The organism is Humibacillus xanthopallidus, assembly GCF_044793955.1.
Lineage (GTDB): Bacteria > Actinomycetota > Actinomycetes > Actinomycetales > Dermatophilaceae > Humibacillus > Humibacillus xanthopallidus_C.
In genome coordinates this window covers 468,715-483,141 of record NZ_CP084995.1, presented here as the reverse complement: position 1 = coordinate 483,141, position 14,427 = coordinate 468,715, and the positions used below count along the sequence as shown (strand labels likewise).

The following is a 14,427-nucleotide window of genomic DNA, read 5'->3' as shown; positions in this document are numbered from 1 at the left end:
CCCTGCGGCATACCGACGATCACGAGGAGTTGCGGTGAGAGGCCCGATCGGCGAGCTGCGCGCCTTCATCGACGCAGCCCTGCTCGACCCCGTCGAGGGCCAGCGTGAGGACCCGCCCGAGGCGCGCACGCGGCGCCGGGTGGTCGTCGCGCTCACCTTCGTCGTCGGCTCGATCGTGCTCGCGTGGACGCTACGGATCCCCGCGGGTGACCCGCTCTTCTACCCGGCCTCGATCACCCTGGCCGCCGTCTGGGGCGTGGGAGCCCTGGCGTCAGGCCCGCTCCACTTCGGCCGGGGCCACACGCGCGGCGGCGAGCGCAAGGCACGCCCGATCGTCCAGTCGCTCGCCCTCGGCACCCTGCTGCTCGCGATCTTCCTCGTCGGGTCGCTCGTCGTGGCCCGCATCCCCGTGCTGCGCGAGCCGGTCGACGACCTGCTCGACCACGCCCGCTTCGGCTCGCTGCCCGTCGTGCTCGCCATCACGATGATCAACGGCGTCGTCGAGGAGCTCTACTTCCGCGGCGCCCTGTATGCCGCCCTCCCGTCGCACGCGGTCACCGTGACGACGGTGCTCTATGCCCTGACGACGATCGGCAGCGGCATCCCGCTGCTCGTGCTCGCGGCCGCCATCCTCGGCCTCGTCACCGCCCTGCAACGCCGGGTCACCGGCGGCATCCTCGGACCGATCATCACGCACGTGACGTGGTCGACCGGGATGCTCCTGCTCCTCCCACCCGCCCTCGAGCTCACCAGGTGATCGCATGACGTCCTCCCCGACAACTCCCACCGACAACACCGGGCGCACGGCCCTCGTGACCGGCGCCTCCGGCTACGTCGGCGGGCAGCTCGTGCCGCGACTGCTCGACAACGGCTGGACCGTGCGGGTGCTGACCCGCCACCGGTCCTCGCTCGACGACCGCCCGTGGATCGACCGGGTCGAGGTGGCCGAGGGCGACGTGTCGAGCGGGAGCGACATGCGCGCGGCCCTCTCGGGCGTCGACGCGGCGTGGTACCTCGTCCACTCCATGGACGACCGCCCCGACTTCGAGCAGCGCGACCGCGACGCGGCGACCACCTTCGCGCAGGCCGCCGACCAGGAGGGTGTCTCGCGCATCGTCTACCTCGGCGGGCTGCACCCCGACGACGAGGAGCTCTCCCCGCACCTGGCGTCCCGGGTCGAGGTGGGCCAGATCTTCCTCGACGCGCCCGTGCCCGCCGCCGTGCTGCAGGCCGCCGTCGTGCTCGGTGACGGCTCGGCGTCCTTCGACATGCTGCGCTACCTGACCACCCGGCTGCCGGCGATGGTCGCGCCGAAGTGGCTCGAGAACAAGATCCAGCCGATCGCCGTCGACGACGTCCTCACCCTGCTCGCCGGGGCGGGCGAGCTGCCGCCCGAGCTCAACCGCACCTTCGACATCGGCGGCGACGAGGTGCTCACCTACCGCGAGATGATCGCCCGCTTCTCCGACGCGACGGGGCGCCGTCGACCGGTGGTCGTCACCGTGCCCGTGCTGACGCCGCGCCTCGCGAGCCACTGGGTCGGTCTCGTCACGCCGATCTCGGCGGGGCTGGCCAAGCCGCTCGTCGGCAGCCTCGTGCACGAGGTCGTGGCCAAGGAGCGCGACATCGACGACTACGTCGAGGTGCCGGGCGGCTACATCGACTTCGACACCGCCGTGCAGTCGGCGATGCGCACGGCCAAGCCCGACACGGCGCTGCGCAACCTCGCGCTGACCTCTGCCGCGACGGTCGCGACCGCGGTCGCGGGTTCGCTGGCGACGAAGCCGAACTCCACCTGGTATCGCTCTCTCGACCTGCCCGCCTGGCAGCCGCCGCCCGCCGCGTTTCCCGTCGTGTGGACGGCGCTCTACGCCGACATCGCCGCCAGCTCGGCTGCGGCGCTCAACGCCTACGACAAGGCGGGTGACGCCGACGGTCGCTCGGCCTACCTCAAGGCCTTCGGCACCAACCTCGCGCTCAACGCCGCGTGGAGCGCGATCTTCTGGCGCTCCCGCCGCCCGTGGGTCGCGGCCGCGCACGCCGCGCTGCTCACGGCGAGCTCGGCCGACCTCGCCCGCCGGGCCGGGCAGTCGAGCAAGGGCGCCGGCATCGCCCTGTCCCCGTATGCCGTGTGGTGCGGTTTCGCGACCGTCCTCTCCGCCGCGATCGCCCGCCGCAACCCCCGCGCCTGACCCCCTCCAATAATCGAAAGAGCAATCCCGCGCACCCTCCCCCATCGAGAGAGCACTTCGGCGCACCGTCTCTAATCGAAAGAGCGATCCCGCGCACCCAATCTCAATCGAGAGAGCAATACGCGCGCTCCGAGTGGCGCGCGCGGACCCCGGCGCGCGGATTGCTCTCTCGATCGGTTGGGCGCGCGGGACTGCTCTTTCGATTAAGGCAGGAGGGGGCCTGGGTGCGCGGAAGTGCTCTTTCGATTGGTGGGGCTAGGGGTCTCTAGGGCCTTGCCTAGAGAGCGCGATACGAGGCCATCGTGGGGTCAGGCGGTGGCCGGGTGGCGGGTGAAGGTGCGGCGGTAGGTCAGCGGCGCGACGCCGACCTGGCGCTGGAAGTGGTGACGCAGCACGGCCGCCGTCGCGAAGCCGCTCTCGCGGGCGATGCGCTCGACGTCGAGGTCGGTCGTCTCGAGCAGGTGCCGCGCGCGGAGCACCCGCTGCGCGGTCAGCCACTGGTGCGGCGTCGTGCCGACCTCGGCGCTGAACCGTCGCGCAAAGGTCCGCTCCGACATCGCCGCCCGCCGTGCGAGCGAGGCCACGGTGTGGTCGCCGTCGAGGTGCTCGAGCACAGCATCGAGCACGTCCTGCAGGCTGTCGCAGGGCTGCTCCGGAACGGGGGTCTCGACGTACTGTCGCTGCCCACCAGCACGATGCGGGGGCACGACCATGCGCCGCGCGATGCGCGTGGCCACCTCGGAGCCCAGCTCGGTGCGCACGAGGTGGAGGCAGGCGTCGATGCCCGCCGCCGTGCCCGCGCTCGTGACGATCGGCCCGTCCTCGACGTAGAGCACGTCGAGGTCGACGTCGGCGCCGGGGCACACCTCGGCCAGCCGAGCGGCATACCGCCAGTGGGTGGTGCAGGCGCGACCGTCGAGCAGGCCGGCGGCGGCGAGAGTGAAGGCGCCGGAGCACACCGAGAGGATGCGCCCACCGCGGTCGACCGTCTCGCGCAGCACCTGGAGGATCTCCGGCTCGAACGGACCCTCGACGCTGCCCGCGGGCACGGCGACGAGGTCCGCGTCGCGGGCCGCGTCGAGCCCGTGGGTGGCGACGACCCCGATGCCGCTCGTCGAGGCGATCACCTCGCCGGGACGGGCGGCGCACACCCGGAAGTCGAAGGCCGGCACCCCGTCGTCGGTGCGGTCGATGCCGAAGACCTCGCACAGCACCCCGAGTTCGAAGGCGGCGACTGGCTCCTGCACGACGACGGCGATGGTGCGCAACATGGAGCCATCGTGCCACGACTCTGGCAGGAAATCGATGGAGGACGACAGATCTGCCACTGGTGGCGAAAATCATGTGAGCGCAGACTTTCTGCCATGGACATCATCCTCGCCTTCGTCGCACTGATCGCCCTCGTTGCCGCCCTCGGGCCGCACCACCGCCGCACCTCCGGCCTCCCCCGCGCTCCCCTGGGAGCCGACCTCGACGTCGACCACGACGTCGACCGCGTGCTGCACGACACGCTCGCTCGACGCGTCGACGCGCCCTGACGTCGCACCGTCCAAGCCCGTTGCGCCATCGCATCCACATAAGTTAGCGTTGTGATCATGCAAAGCCTTGGTTATGTGACAGCTCGCCGCGGGAGGCGATGTCGCCCGGCCGCCTGACCGGCCCGACGACCTCGCCCTCCCCAGCCCCGCTTCCTCACCTGACCGAAAGGCACCCCATGTCCCGCGGCGCCCAGCGCACCACCGTCCACCTCGCCGACACCGCCCGCCGCCTGGCCCGCCAGCGCCCGCTCTGGCAGGGCCTCGTCGACTTCGACCCGATCTCGCGCTACTACGCCCGGCTGCACGCCGACGCCGACCACGAGGCATGGTTGCTGACCTGGCTCCCCGGCCAGGGCACGCCGTGGCACGACCACGGCGGCAGCGCCGGCTCGTTCGTCGTGCTCCAAGGAGTGCTCACCGAGGAGGTGGCCGGCTACCGCCAGGCCGCCGACCTCGACGGCACCCGCCGGGTCTCCGGGCCCGGAGTGCGCCTCACGCCCGGCGACCAGCGCACCTTCGGCACGCGCCACCTCCACCGTGTCACCAACATCGGCCCGGACCCCGCCGTCAGCCTGCACGTCTACGCCCCCAAGCTGACCGCGATGACGAACTACCGCGAGGTCGACACCGTGCTCCAGCCCGTCGAGGAGTCGCACGTCGGGGTCGACTGGTGACCGCCGACGCACCGGGCCGCACTCGCACCATCGACGAGGTGCTGGCCGGCGCCCGCTCGCACCTGCGGCGCCTCACCCCGGCGGAAGCCGACGCCGCCCAGCACGCCGGCGCCGTGGTGGTCGACATCCGTCCGGCCGCCCAACGTGCCGCCGAGGGTGAGCTGCCGACCGCGGTCGTCGTCGAGCGCAACGTCCTCGAGTGGCGCTTCGACCCGACGGCCGACGCCGCGCTGCCGTGCGCGTCCCACGACCTCGAGGTGATCGTCCTCTGCCAGGAGGGCTACACCTCCAGCCTCGCGGCTGCTGCCCTGCAGGAGCTCGGCATCCACCGCGCCACCGACGTCATCGGGGGGTATGCCGCGTGGCGCGCGTGGCAGCGCACCCTGGCTCGGGCGGTCGAGCACGCCCGCTAGGCGCTCGAGCACGCCCGATAAGCAGTCGACAGCCGGCGCGGGTGCTCGTCAGGATCACGGGATGACGAGCAGCGACCTGTGGGACGAGGCCACCGCCCAGCGCTACGACGACGACGCCGCCGACATGTTCGGGCCGCAGGTGCTGGGTCCGACGGTCGACTTCCTCGCCCGGCTCGCGGGTGCGGGTCCGGCGCTCGAGCTCGCCATCGGCACCGGCCGGGTGGGCGTGCCGCTCGCTGAGCGAGGCATCCCCGTGACGGGCATCGAGCTGTCGGCGCCGATGGTGGCCCGGCTGCGGCAGAAGGTCGACGAGGCCACCCTGCCCGTCACCGTGGGCGACATGGCGACGACGACGGTGCCCGGCTACTTCACCCTCGTCTACCTGGTCTTCAACACCATCGGCAACCTGCGCACCCAGCAGGAGCAGGTGGAGTGCTTCCGCAACGCCGCGCGACACCTGCGCTCGGGGGGCCGCTTCGTCATCGAGCTCTGGGTGCCGCCGTTGCGGCGCTTCCCCCCGGGGCAGGCCGGCGTGCCCTTCGACATCACCGCGCGCCACCTCGGCTTCGACACCTACGACCTGGCGACGCAGCAGGGCACCTCGCACCACTACACGACGGGGGACGACGGCCTGATCCGCTACGGCGCCAGCAACTTCCGCTACATCTGGCCGGCCGAGTGCGACCTCATGGCCCAGCTCGCGGGGCTGGAGCTCGAGGAGCGCGTGGCCGGCTGGGACCGCAGCCCGTTCACGTCCGACAGCGAGAGCCACATCTCGGTCTGGTGCAAGCCGTAGGGGCTTCAGTGCCCGGGGCCGACGACCATCTTGGCCCGCTCGGACTCGTGAGCCCCACCCTTGGCCGCAAGGGTCGTGCACGCGTCCTCGATGTCGCGGGCCAGCGTGTCGACGTGCTCGCGGCTCATCGTCTCCTTGACGAGAGCCCGCATGATGGTGACGTCCTGGGCGTCGGGAGGCAGGGTGTAGGCCGGGACCATCCAGCCGCGCTCGGCGGACAGCTGCCAGGCGATGTCGAACTCGTTGTAGGCATGGTCGCCGGCCAATCGGAAGGCGACGAGCGGGAGCTGCTCCTCGCCACGGCCGATCAGCTCGAAACGGCCCATCGCCTCGAGCTTGTCGCCGAGCAGGCGGGCGTTCTCCTGCATGTTGCGCATGATGTACGTGTAACCCTCGCGGCCGTAGCGGACGAGGTTGTAGTACTGCGCCAGGACCATGGCCGAGCCCGTCGAGAAGTTGAGCGTGAAGGTCGAGTCGGTCTTGCCGAGGTAGTTCTCCGTGAAGACGAGGTCCGGTGCCAGGTCGGAGACCTCACGGAAGATCAGCCAGCCGATACCCGGGTAGACCAGACCGAACTTGTGTCCCGACACGTTGATCGAGCGCACCTGCTCGAGTCGGAAGTCCCACGGTGAGTCCGGGTAGAGGAACGGCCACACGAAGCCGCCGCTCGCCCCGTCGATGTGCAGGGGCACGTCGAGGCCACGCTCCTGCTTGATCTGCACGAGGAGGTCGTTGATGCCGACGATGTCGTCCTTGTGCCCGGTGAAGGTCGTGCCGAGCACGGCTGCGACGCCGATGGTGTTCTCGTCGACGTGCGGCGCGACGTCGTCGGGACCGATCGTGTACTTCCCGGGCTGGAGCGGAACGATCCGCGGCTCGACGTCGAAGTAGCGGCAGAACTTCTCCCACACGACGTGCACGTCGCCGCCGAAGATGAGGTTCGGCTGCTCGGTCGACCCGCCCTCGGCCCGGCGACGGGTGCGCCAGTTCCACTTGAGTGACAGGGCGCCCAGCATGATCGCCTCGGACGAGCCCTGGGTGCGCGCCCCCGTGGTCTCGCCGGGTGCATGGAACAGGTCGGCGAGCATACGAATGCAGCGCTGCTCGATCTCAGCCGTGCGCGGGTACTCCGCATGGTCGATGAAGTTGCGGTGCAGGTTGTCGGCGATGATCCGCTGCGCCTCGGGCTCCATCCACGTCGTCACGAAGGTCGCGAGGTTGCGGCCGGGGTCCCCCTCGATGGCGAGGTCCTCGGCCACGAGACGCATGGCGTCGACCGCGCTCATCCCGGCGGCCGGGAACTCCCGGCTGGGCACCTCCTGGGTCACGAAGCGGTTGCCGTAGAGCGCTGCGGCGGCGTTGATCTCGGACGGTGTGGACATGCGCTTCTCCTCGATGGACAACGGTGTTCGGGTCAGGGGGATGCCGCGGCCGCTTGGGCTGGGAGTGCATGGCGCCACGCCGGCAGCATGAGGGCGGCGCCGGCGAGGAAGCACACGGCACCCCAGAAGGTGCCGGCGACGGCGAGGTGCGCCCCCAAGAGCTCGTCGGTGCTCGGCACGACGTAGCTGGCGATCGCCGAGGCCATGAAGAGCACCGAGCCGAGCATGTTGAGCCACGCGATCCGCCACGGGAACGACCGCGGCCGCAGGCTGAGGAACCGGGGTGAGACGGCGAGCACGGCGAAGGCGCTCGCCACGAGGAAGAGAACCGACCCGAACAGGTCCGGCCGCCACACGTAACGATCGGACTCGGCGGCCGTTGCGTTGTGGGTCAGCGCAGCGATGGTGCTGATGTTGAAGAACAGCGTGCCGGGGAACTGGGTGGCCGCAGCCAGCCAGTTTCGGTCGTGCGGCAGCCAACCCAGGAGGCGCACGGGGGCGGGCGCGTGCTGCGTCACCTCGTCGACGTGGGTCATCTCCGGGCTCTGCGCCTGGACGAGCTGGGCATAGGAGGCGCTCGTGAAGAAGATCGACCCGATCACGTAGGTGGTGCCGTCGACCCAGCCGCCGACGGCATTGAGGTAGGCGGGCACGGAACCGAGCACGAAGCACGCGGAGCCGACCATGAACAGCCACGCGATGTTCGCGTTGAGGCGTTCAGGTCGCGCGGTCATTCGACGACCTCAGTCAGCCTCGGCCGAAAGGGACGGCCCTGGGGTCGGGAGCACGGCCGTGACGACGAACGACACGACGACAGCGACGACGACCTGCGGGGTGATCAGCAGCCCGTCGGTGCCCATCAGCAGCGTCGCGAGCAGGACGGACGTCAGGGGCAGCCGGAGCATCGCGCAGCACGTGGCGCCGATGCCCGTGCCGATGGCGGCCGCCAGCTCCATGCCGGTCAGACCGCTGACCGTGATGCCGAGCACGGCCCCGATGAACATCGCCGGGAACACCGGGCCACCGCGGAAGGCGCTGAGCGACAGCCCGTAGGCGATGCCCTTGAAGAGGCCGAGGAGGAGCAGCACGCCGAGCGAGTAGCCGGCGGCGTCAGCGACGAGCTCCGGCAGCGCATCCTGCCCCGAGAAGAGCACCTGGGTGAACGAGTGACCCGTCGTGACCTGGAACATCGTGGCGCACAGGCCGATCAGCACACCGAGTGCCACCGTCACGGGCACGCGGTTGCGGTGCACGTAGGGACGCACGGACAGCCCGACCCACCGGATGGCCCAGCCGAGCACCGCGCCGAGAATGCCGACCGGTATCGCCCACAGCAGCGACGAGATCGTGGGCGTGGCCCCCGGCGGCACGATGGGCAGCGCCAGCGAGAACGTCCCGAGGCCGGTCCAGGCATCCATCCCCACGAAGACGAGCGCCCCGATACCGGAGGCGAGCAGCCCGGGAAGGGCGACGAGGCTCAGGGTCGCTCCCGCGATGCCGGCCGCCTCCATGATGAGGAAGGCGCCCAGCAGCGGGGAGCCCAGCAACGTGCTGACGGCGGCAAAGCTGCCGGCGGAGGCCATGATCGTCACTGCCATCGGCGGCGCGTCCCGCTTCACGAGGCGCACCGTGAGCGCCGCCAGGCCGCCGCCGATGGCGATCAGCGGAGCCTCCGGGCCGAGGACCGCCCCGAGTCCCAGGGTCGCCAGGGCGGCGACGAGGATCCCCGGCAGGTCGCGGCCCGCGGCCGGTCCGGTGCCGGTCTGGAAGCCCAGTGAGGGCGGGTGGCCCGCCGTGCCTGGCAGCCGACTGATCGTCAGCGCCACGAGCAGCCCGCTCAGTGCCAGCCAGGGCACGGGCCACCAGGCCGGGGTGGTGCCGTCGAAGAGCCCGGACGGGAGGTCGCCGAAGAGGTAGGTCTGGAGCCAGCCGGCGAGCGCGAGGAAGCCGTAGGCGACCACGGAGATCGGGATGCCGATCAGTGCGGCAAGCACCAGCGCGGACAGGTAGGCCTTGGACCGGACGATGCTCGCTGGGTCGAGCGTGGTCGGTGGGTCGGTCGGCGAGGTCGCGTCTGTCACCCCCGTGGTACCTCCTCACACGAGCGAGTTCAGCGCTCGCGGTGGGGACGTGTATGCAGGGTCAACCTAGCGCCACACCGGTGTCCCGCGGGGAGGATCGGCAAAGACCCAGGTCGGCCGCGGTAGCCGTGCGGCTCACCCCCCGCGTCGTGGACGCAGGCCGGCCAGCGCCGACTCGCGGCGCACGAGCTCGCTCAACCGATCGAGGGCCGCTGACGGCAGCCGCCAGCGCTGCCAGTAGAGCGGCACGTCGACGCGGTCACGCGTCCCGAGGCGCACGAGGTCGCCGCTGGCGACGAGGGGCGCCAGCTGGGTGGTGAGCAGCGCTCCCCAGCCCAGGCCCGCAGCCACCGCGGTGACGAACCCCGCACCGTCGGGCACCTCGTGGGTCGGCGGTGGCGTCGTGACGCCGTGGCGGTCGAGGATGCGCTGCTGGAGGTCGTCCTTGTCGTTGAAGCGCACGACCGGCATGGCCGCCCAGTCCACTCCCCGGCCCGCCCGGTGCCGCTCCACGAGCGTCGGTGTCGCGGCTGGCAGGTAGCGCATCGTGACGAGTGGCTCGGTCGAACAGCCTTGCACGGGAGAGGGATCCGACGTCACGGCCCCCAGCACCTCCCCCGAGCGGAGCAGCTGCGCCGAGTGGTCCTGGTCCTCGACGTGCAGTCGCAGCACGATGTCGTCCCACCCCGCGCACGCGGCGATCACGCCACCGAACCACGTCGACATCGAGTCGGCGTTGACGGCGATGGGCAGGTCGATGCGCGACCCTCCCCGGGGCCCTCCGCGCGGTGCGAGCTCGGCCATCGTCTCGGTCGCAAGGAGCGCCTGCTGGCGCGCCAGTCGCACGAGCGACTCCCCGGTCGCCGTCGCCCGGCACGGTGAGGTGCGCACGACGACGACGTGACCGACCTCCGCCTCGAGGGCCTTGACCCGCTGGCTGACGGCAGACGGCGTGATGTGCAGGCGCCGGGCTGCGGCCTCGAAGGTGCCCGTGTCGATGATGGCGAGCAAAGCGGCGAGCTGGTCGGGCTGCAGGCGCATGAAGTAATGCTAATCAACCATCAGCAACCTTCGCTTCCCTGAAGCACACGCCGACGCCTACCGTCGTGGCGTGACCTCCTTCCTGCCCGGCTTCCTCACGATGGCCTCCCTCATCGTGGCCATCGGGGCGCAGAACGCCTACGTGCTACGCACCGGACTGGCGCGACAGCACGTCGGACTCGTCGTCGCGGTGTGCGCCGTCTCCGACGCGCTGCTCGTCGTCGCCGGCGTGCTCGGCGTGGGCCGGCTCGTGACGGCGAACCCCGCGGTGCTCACGTGGGTGCGGTGGGTCGGGGCGGCATACCTCATCGGCTTCGGCATCTCCTGCCTGTGGCGCGCACGCCGACCGAGCACCCTGACACCCGGCGCCGCGGTGGCCAACCGGGGCAGCGTGCTGGCGACGGTGCTCGCCCTCACGTGGCTCAACCCGCACGTCTACCTCGACACCGTGCTGCTCGTCGGGTCGCTCGCCAACCAGCACGGGCCGACCGGCCGCTGGTGGTTCACGGCCGGGGCGGCCCTCGCGAGCGTCGCGTGGTTCACCGGGCTCGGCTACGGCGCGCGCGTGCTCGCGCCGGTCTTCGCGCGACCGGTCACCTGGCGCGTGCTCGACGTCGTCATCGGGCTCGTCATGTTCGCGATCGCCGCGGTCCTCCTGCTCGGCTGAGGTGCCTCAGCCGGCTACCTCATGGGGAGGACACGGCAGGAATACGTCGTTCTCCCGATGTGGCCCCCTACCTCAGCCGCCGACTCTGGAGTGGTCAGCAGAAGGCACGAGCAGAGGAACCACCATGATCACCACCTGGACCGACTACCGCGTCGTCAAGACCGAGATCGCCACCCGCTACCCGGCCCGCCGCCGGATCCGCCGCGACTCGTCGCTCGAGATCATGCGACGCACGCTGGCGCGCAGCAGCCGCGAGGAGCTGGACCCCGGTCACCGACGGTGAGCGTCGCAGCAGCGGTCCCGTCGGCAATGCCGGTGCCGCTGTCGCCGGGTTACGCGATGATTTCGCGTATGCCGCTGCGCACCGGCTCGCTGATCGGCCGCGACGCCGATCTCGCCCACCTCACCGACGCCGTCGGGCTCCACCCCGCAGAGGGTGCCGAGCCCGGTGGCGTCGTCGTGCTGTCCGGCGATGCCGGCATCGGCAAGTCACGGCTGCTCGGCCAGCTGCTCGCCGACGCTGCTGCAGCGGGCTGGTCGACGGCCGTGGGGCACTGCGTCGGCCAGGCCGGCAGCTCGCTCGCCTACCTCCCCTTCGTCGAGCTCGTCGGCGTCCTCGACGCCGCCCATCCCGAGGTCGTCGACCGGGTGATGGAGTCCCATCCGAGCCTGCGCCACCTGCTGCCCGGCCGCCGCTCCGAAGGGCTGGCGGACACTCCCGCGCCGCCTGCCGCGCCGCCCGCCGCGCCGGGTCGCGGTGCCGGTCCGGGGGGCCCCACCGACCCGGGCCAGGTGGCCGAGGCGGTCCACGCCCTGCTCACCGCATGCGGAGGCGCGCAGCCCACCCTCGTCGTCGTCGAGGACGTGCACTGGGCCGACCACTCCTCCCGCGACCTGCTCACGCTGCTGCTGACGCGCGGCTTCGGCACAGCGGTCGGCCTCGTCGTCAGCTATCGCTCCGACGACCTGCACCGCCGGCACCCGCTCCACGACACCCTCGCCGTGTGGGCGCGCATCGCCGGCCTCCAGCACGTCGACCTCGCGCCGCTGCCGACCGCCGCCGTGCACGAGCTCGTGGCCGGCCTCGAGGGCGCACCCGACGACATCGTCACGCTCGAGGAGATCACGCGTCGCGCCGAGGGCAACCCCTTCTTCGCCGAGGAGCTCGTCGCGAGCGCCGCGGCCGGCCAGTCCCTCACCGGTGGGCTCAGCCGCGTGCTGCGCGCCCGCGTCGACCAGCTCGACGAGACGACCCAGCGGGTGCTCCGGGTCATCGCCCTCAAGGGCGGCCAGCACCTCGGGCACGACCTCCTCTCGCGCGTCTCCGGCCTGCCCGACGAAGTGCTCGAGACCGCCGTCGCCGAGGCGGTGGAGCGCCACGTCCTCGAGGCGTCGTGGCCACCGGCCTACACCTTCCGCCACGCCCTCCTCGGGGAGGCGGTCGCCGACACGCTCCTGCCGGGCGAGCGGCTGCGCCTCCACCGGGCGTATGCCGCCGTGCTGGCCGAGCGCCCCGACCTCGGCCCTGCCTCCGAGCTCGCCCGCCACGCCGCTGCGGTCGGCGACCTGCCGACGGCGGTCGCCGCCAGCCGTGCCGCCGGCGAGGCCGCGATGGCCGTCGGCGGCCCGCAGGACGCGCTGCAGCATTTCGAGCGGGCCCTCGACTGGCTCGGCGAGGACGACTCCGACCGTGATGCCCTGACCCTGCGGGCCTCGGCCGCGGCGATGGTGGCGGGTGAACCGGTGCGGGCCATCGACCTGCTCCGTGACCGCCTCGACCACCCGGGCACGACGCAGGCCGCCGAGGTGCGCGCCGACCTGCTCGCCACGCTCGTCATCCGGGCCCGCATCCTCGACCTGCCGATCGACGCCCTCGCCCTCACCGACGAGGCGGTGGCGCTCATCGGCGAGGTGGCCGACGAGCGCCGGGTGCGGGTGCTCGTCGCACGGTTGCAGGCCCTCGTCGACATCGGCCGCTACCAGGACGCCGCCGTCGTCGGCACCGAGGTGTCGATGCTGGCCGAGCGGCTCGGCCTCCAGCGCGCCCAGGCCGAGGTGCGCACGATCCTGGCCCGCGTGCTCGAGGCGCAGGCCGACCTCGACGCAGTCGAGCAGCACCTGCGCGCGCTCGCCGCCGAGCTGGCGGACGACGACCCGCTGCGCCTGCGGGTGCTCCACCAGCTCGCCGCGATCGCGCACCGGCGAGGTGACCTGCCCGGGGCGCTGGCGCAGTACGACGCCGGGGCTCGAGCGGCCCGGAGGATGCACCGCGAGTGGGCGCCGTGGGGCCAGGAGTGCCGACTCCTCGGTGGCCTGACCGCGTACGAGCTGGGCGACTGGGACGGCGCGACGCGACGCCTCGACCTCGGCGGGGCCTCGGCGCCGCAGCCGGGTCGTGCGATCTTCACCGGAGCCCTGCTCTCGGTCAGCGCCGGCCGGGGCGAGCCCGTCGACCCCGCGCTGCTGGCCGAGCTGCGCGAGTGGTGGCCGGTCGACGGCCTGTGCGTCGTGCTGACCGTCATGCCGGGTGTCGACCTGCTCGGGCAGGCCGGTGACGTCGAAGGGTTCCTCGACCTCGCCGAGGCCGCCGAGCGCAGCCTCGACCGGGCCTGGGGCGACTACTACGCGATCGTGCGCATCGCCGCTCTCGTCACCGGTCAGGTCGCGAGCGCCTGGGCGCGGCTCGACCCTCCGCTGCGACGTCGGGCCCTCGAGGTCGCGCGACGGCTGGGTGCTCGCGCGGTGGCCTTCGCCCAGACCGACCACGACATCGAGCTGCAGCACCGGCCGGTCTTCGAGCGGTCGGCTCGCGCCGAGCTCGAGGAGACCGGGCGTGAGGCGTGGGCCTGGTTGACCCGGCTCGAGGCCGAGCTCGTTCGGCTCGACTGGGTGGCCGGCAGCGAGCCTGCCCCGACTGCTGCCGACCTCGTCGAGGCCTGGCGCACCAGCGTGGCGGCCTTCGACCGCTACGGGCACGTCTTCGAGGCCGCGCGCTCGCGGGCCCGCCTCGCGGCTGCGCAGCACGCATCCGGCGACGAGGCGGCCGTGCGCGAGACGGTCGCTGCGGCTCGCGAGGTCGCGATCAGGCTCGGCTCGACGCCGCTCCTCGCCGAGCTCGACGCGGTGCACCCGGAGGCGGCCGGGTCGAGCGACACCGAGGCAGCGCTGACCCCGCGGGAAGTCGAGGTGCTGGCGCTGGTGGCGCAGGGCCTCAGCAACGGCCAGATCGGGCGCCAGCTCTTCATCAGCACCAAGACGGTGAGCGTGCACGTCTCCCACCTGCTCGCCAAGCTCGGAGCAGCCGGGCGCACCGAGGCTGCCGCCATCGCTCGCCGGCGTGGGCTCGTGCCCTGACCCGCGCGTCTGGCACCTCCCGACTCGCACGGGTGCCAGACGCACAGCAGGTCGCGCGTTCGACACCTCCTTCGCCCCACGGGTGCCAGCCGCGCGTCAGGTCGCGCGTTCGACACCTCCGCGGCCCGACAGGTGCCAGGCGCACACCCCATCGGCGCCACGCGGACGGCACATCACGTCGAGTGCCCACTTCCCGACGCCCGGGCTTGGGCTCGGCCAGCGTGGCAACTGCACACTCGACCGGGTTATCACGTCGGGAAGTGGGCACTCGACGTTCAGGACGTCGGGA

14 protein-coding genes are annotated in these 14,427 nt (G+C 72.1%); 9 read left to right on the top strand and 5 right to left on the bottom strand.

Annotated elements, in window-relative coordinates:
• Positions 1 to 34: 34 nt before the first annotated feature.
• Together LG278_RS02240 and LG278_RS02235 are read left to right on the top strand one after the other, a co-directional pair.
• On the top strand, positions 35 to 757 hold the full coding sequence (locus tag LG278_RS02240) for a CPBP family intramembrane glutamic endopeptidase (protein WP_404390504.1): 723 nt from the start codon (positions 35 to 37) through the stop codon (positions 755 to 757).
• A gap of 4 nt (positions 758 to 761) precedes the next feature.
• Positions 762 to 2,192 (top strand): tryptophan-rich sensory protein, encoded by a 1,431-nt coding sequence (locus tag LG278_RS02235; RefSeq protein WP_404390502.1) that lies wholly within the window; start codon positions 762 to 764, stop codon positions 2,190 to 2,192.
• Between the two features lie 308 nt (positions 2,193 to 2,500).
• On the opposite strand, the gene LG278_RS02230 is transcribed toward LG278_RS02235, so the two are convergent.
• Complete coding sequence (locus LG278_RS02230) at positions 2,501 to 3,463, bottom strand: GlxA family transcriptional regulator (protein ID WP_404390500.1); 963 nt, start codon at positions 3,461 to 3,463, stop codon at positions 2,501 to 2,503.
• Positions 3,464 to 3,556: 93 nt separating this feature from the next.
• Between LG278_RS02230 and LG278_RS02225 the strand changes: the two genes are divergently transcribed.
• The 4 genes from LG278_RS02225 to LG278_RS02210 all read left to right on the top strand — a co-directional run bounded on the left by LG278_RS02225 (position 3,557) and on the right by LG278_RS02210 (position 5,613).
• Complete coding sequence (locus LG278_RS02225) at positions 3,557 to 3,730, top strand: hypothetical protein (RefSeq protein ID WP_404390498.1); 174 nt, start codon at positions 3,557 to 3,559, stop codon at positions 3,728 to 3,730.
• A 176-nt stretch (positions 3,731 to 3,906) separates the two neighbouring features.
• Complete coding sequence (locus LG278_RS02220; RefSeq protein WP_404390496.1) at positions 3,907 to 4,404, top strand: cysteine dioxygenase; 498 nt, start codon at positions 3,907 to 3,909, stop codon at positions 4,402 to 4,404.
• Positions 4,401 to 4,817, top strand: coding sequence for a rhodanese-like domain-containing protein (locus LG278_RS02215; protein WP_404390494.1), 417 nt, complete (start codon positions 4,401 to 4,403; stop codon positions 4,815 to 4,817). Before LG278_RS02220 ends, LG278_RS02215 begins: the two co-directional genes overlap by 4 nt.
• Before the next feature lie 61 nt (positions 4,818 to 4,878).
• Positions 4,879 to 5,613 carry a class I SAM-dependent DNA methyltransferase gene (locus LG278_RS02210; protein ID WP_404390492.1) on the top strand — a complete coding sequence of 245 codons (735 nt, stop codon included), beginning with the start codon at positions 4,879 to 4,881 and terminating at the stop codon, positions 5,611 to 5,613.
• Positions 5,614 to 5,618: 5 nt separating this feature from the next.
• On the opposite strand, the gene LG278_RS02205 is transcribed toward LG278_RS02210, so the two are convergent.
• The 4 genes from LG278_RS02205 to LG278_RS02190 form a co-directional block, all read right to left on the bottom strand.
• Complete coding sequence (locus LG278_RS02205) at positions 5,619 to 6,995, bottom strand: glutamate decarboxylase (RefSeq protein ID WP_404390490.1); 1,377 nt, start codon at positions 6,993 to 6,995, stop codon at positions 5,619 to 5,621.
• 32 nt (positions 6,996 to 7,027) lie between these two features.
• Entirely contained in the window at positions 7,028 to 7,729 is a 702-nt protein-coding gene (locus LG278_RS02200) for a hypothetical protein (RefSeq protein ID WP_404390488.1), read from the bottom strand.
• A gap of 9 nt (positions 7,730 to 7,738) precedes the next feature.
• Positions 7,739 to 9,076 (bottom strand): chloride channel protein, encoded by a 1,338-nt coding sequence (locus tag LG278_RS02195; RefSeq protein ID WP_404390486.1) that lies wholly within the window; start codon positions 9,074 to 9,076, stop codon positions 7,739 to 7,741.
• Positions 9,077 to 9,211: 135 nt separating this feature from the next.
• The gene (locus LG278_RS02190; protein WP_404390484.1) at positions 9,212 to 10,117 is read right to left on the bottom strand and encodes a LysR family transcriptional regulator ArgP; all 906 of its coding nucleotides are present in this window, start codon (positions 10,115 to 10,117) and stop codon (positions 9,212 to 9,214) included.
• Between the two features lie 70 nt (positions 10,118 to 10,187).
• Between LG278_RS02190 and LG278_RS02185 the strand changes: the two genes are divergently transcribed.
• The 3 genes from LG278_RS02185 (at position 10,188) to LG278_RS02175 (ending at position 14,138) form a co-directional block, all read left to right on the top strand.
• Positions 10,188 to 10,784 carry a LysE/ArgO family amino acid transporter gene (locus LG278_RS02185; RefSeq protein WP_404390482.1) on the top strand — a complete coding sequence of 199 codons (597 nt, stop codon included), beginning with the start codon at positions 10,188 to 10,190 and terminating at the stop codon, positions 10,782 to 10,784.
• Positions 10,785 to 10,908: 124 nt separating this feature from the next.
• Positions 10,909 to 11,067, top strand: coding sequence for a hypothetical protein (locus LG278_RS02180; RefSeq protein WP_404390480.1), 159 nt, complete (start codon positions 10,909 to 10,911; stop codon positions 11,065 to 11,067).
• Between the two features lie 68 nt (positions 11,068 to 11,135).
• The gene (locus LG278_RS02175) at positions 11,136 to 14,138 is read left to right on the top strand and encodes an AAA family ATPase (RefSeq protein ID WP_404390478.1); all 3,003 of its coding nucleotides are present in this window, start codon (positions 11,136 to 11,138) and stop codon (positions 14,136 to 14,138) included.
• Positions 14,139 to 14,427 lie beyond the last annotated feature (289 nt).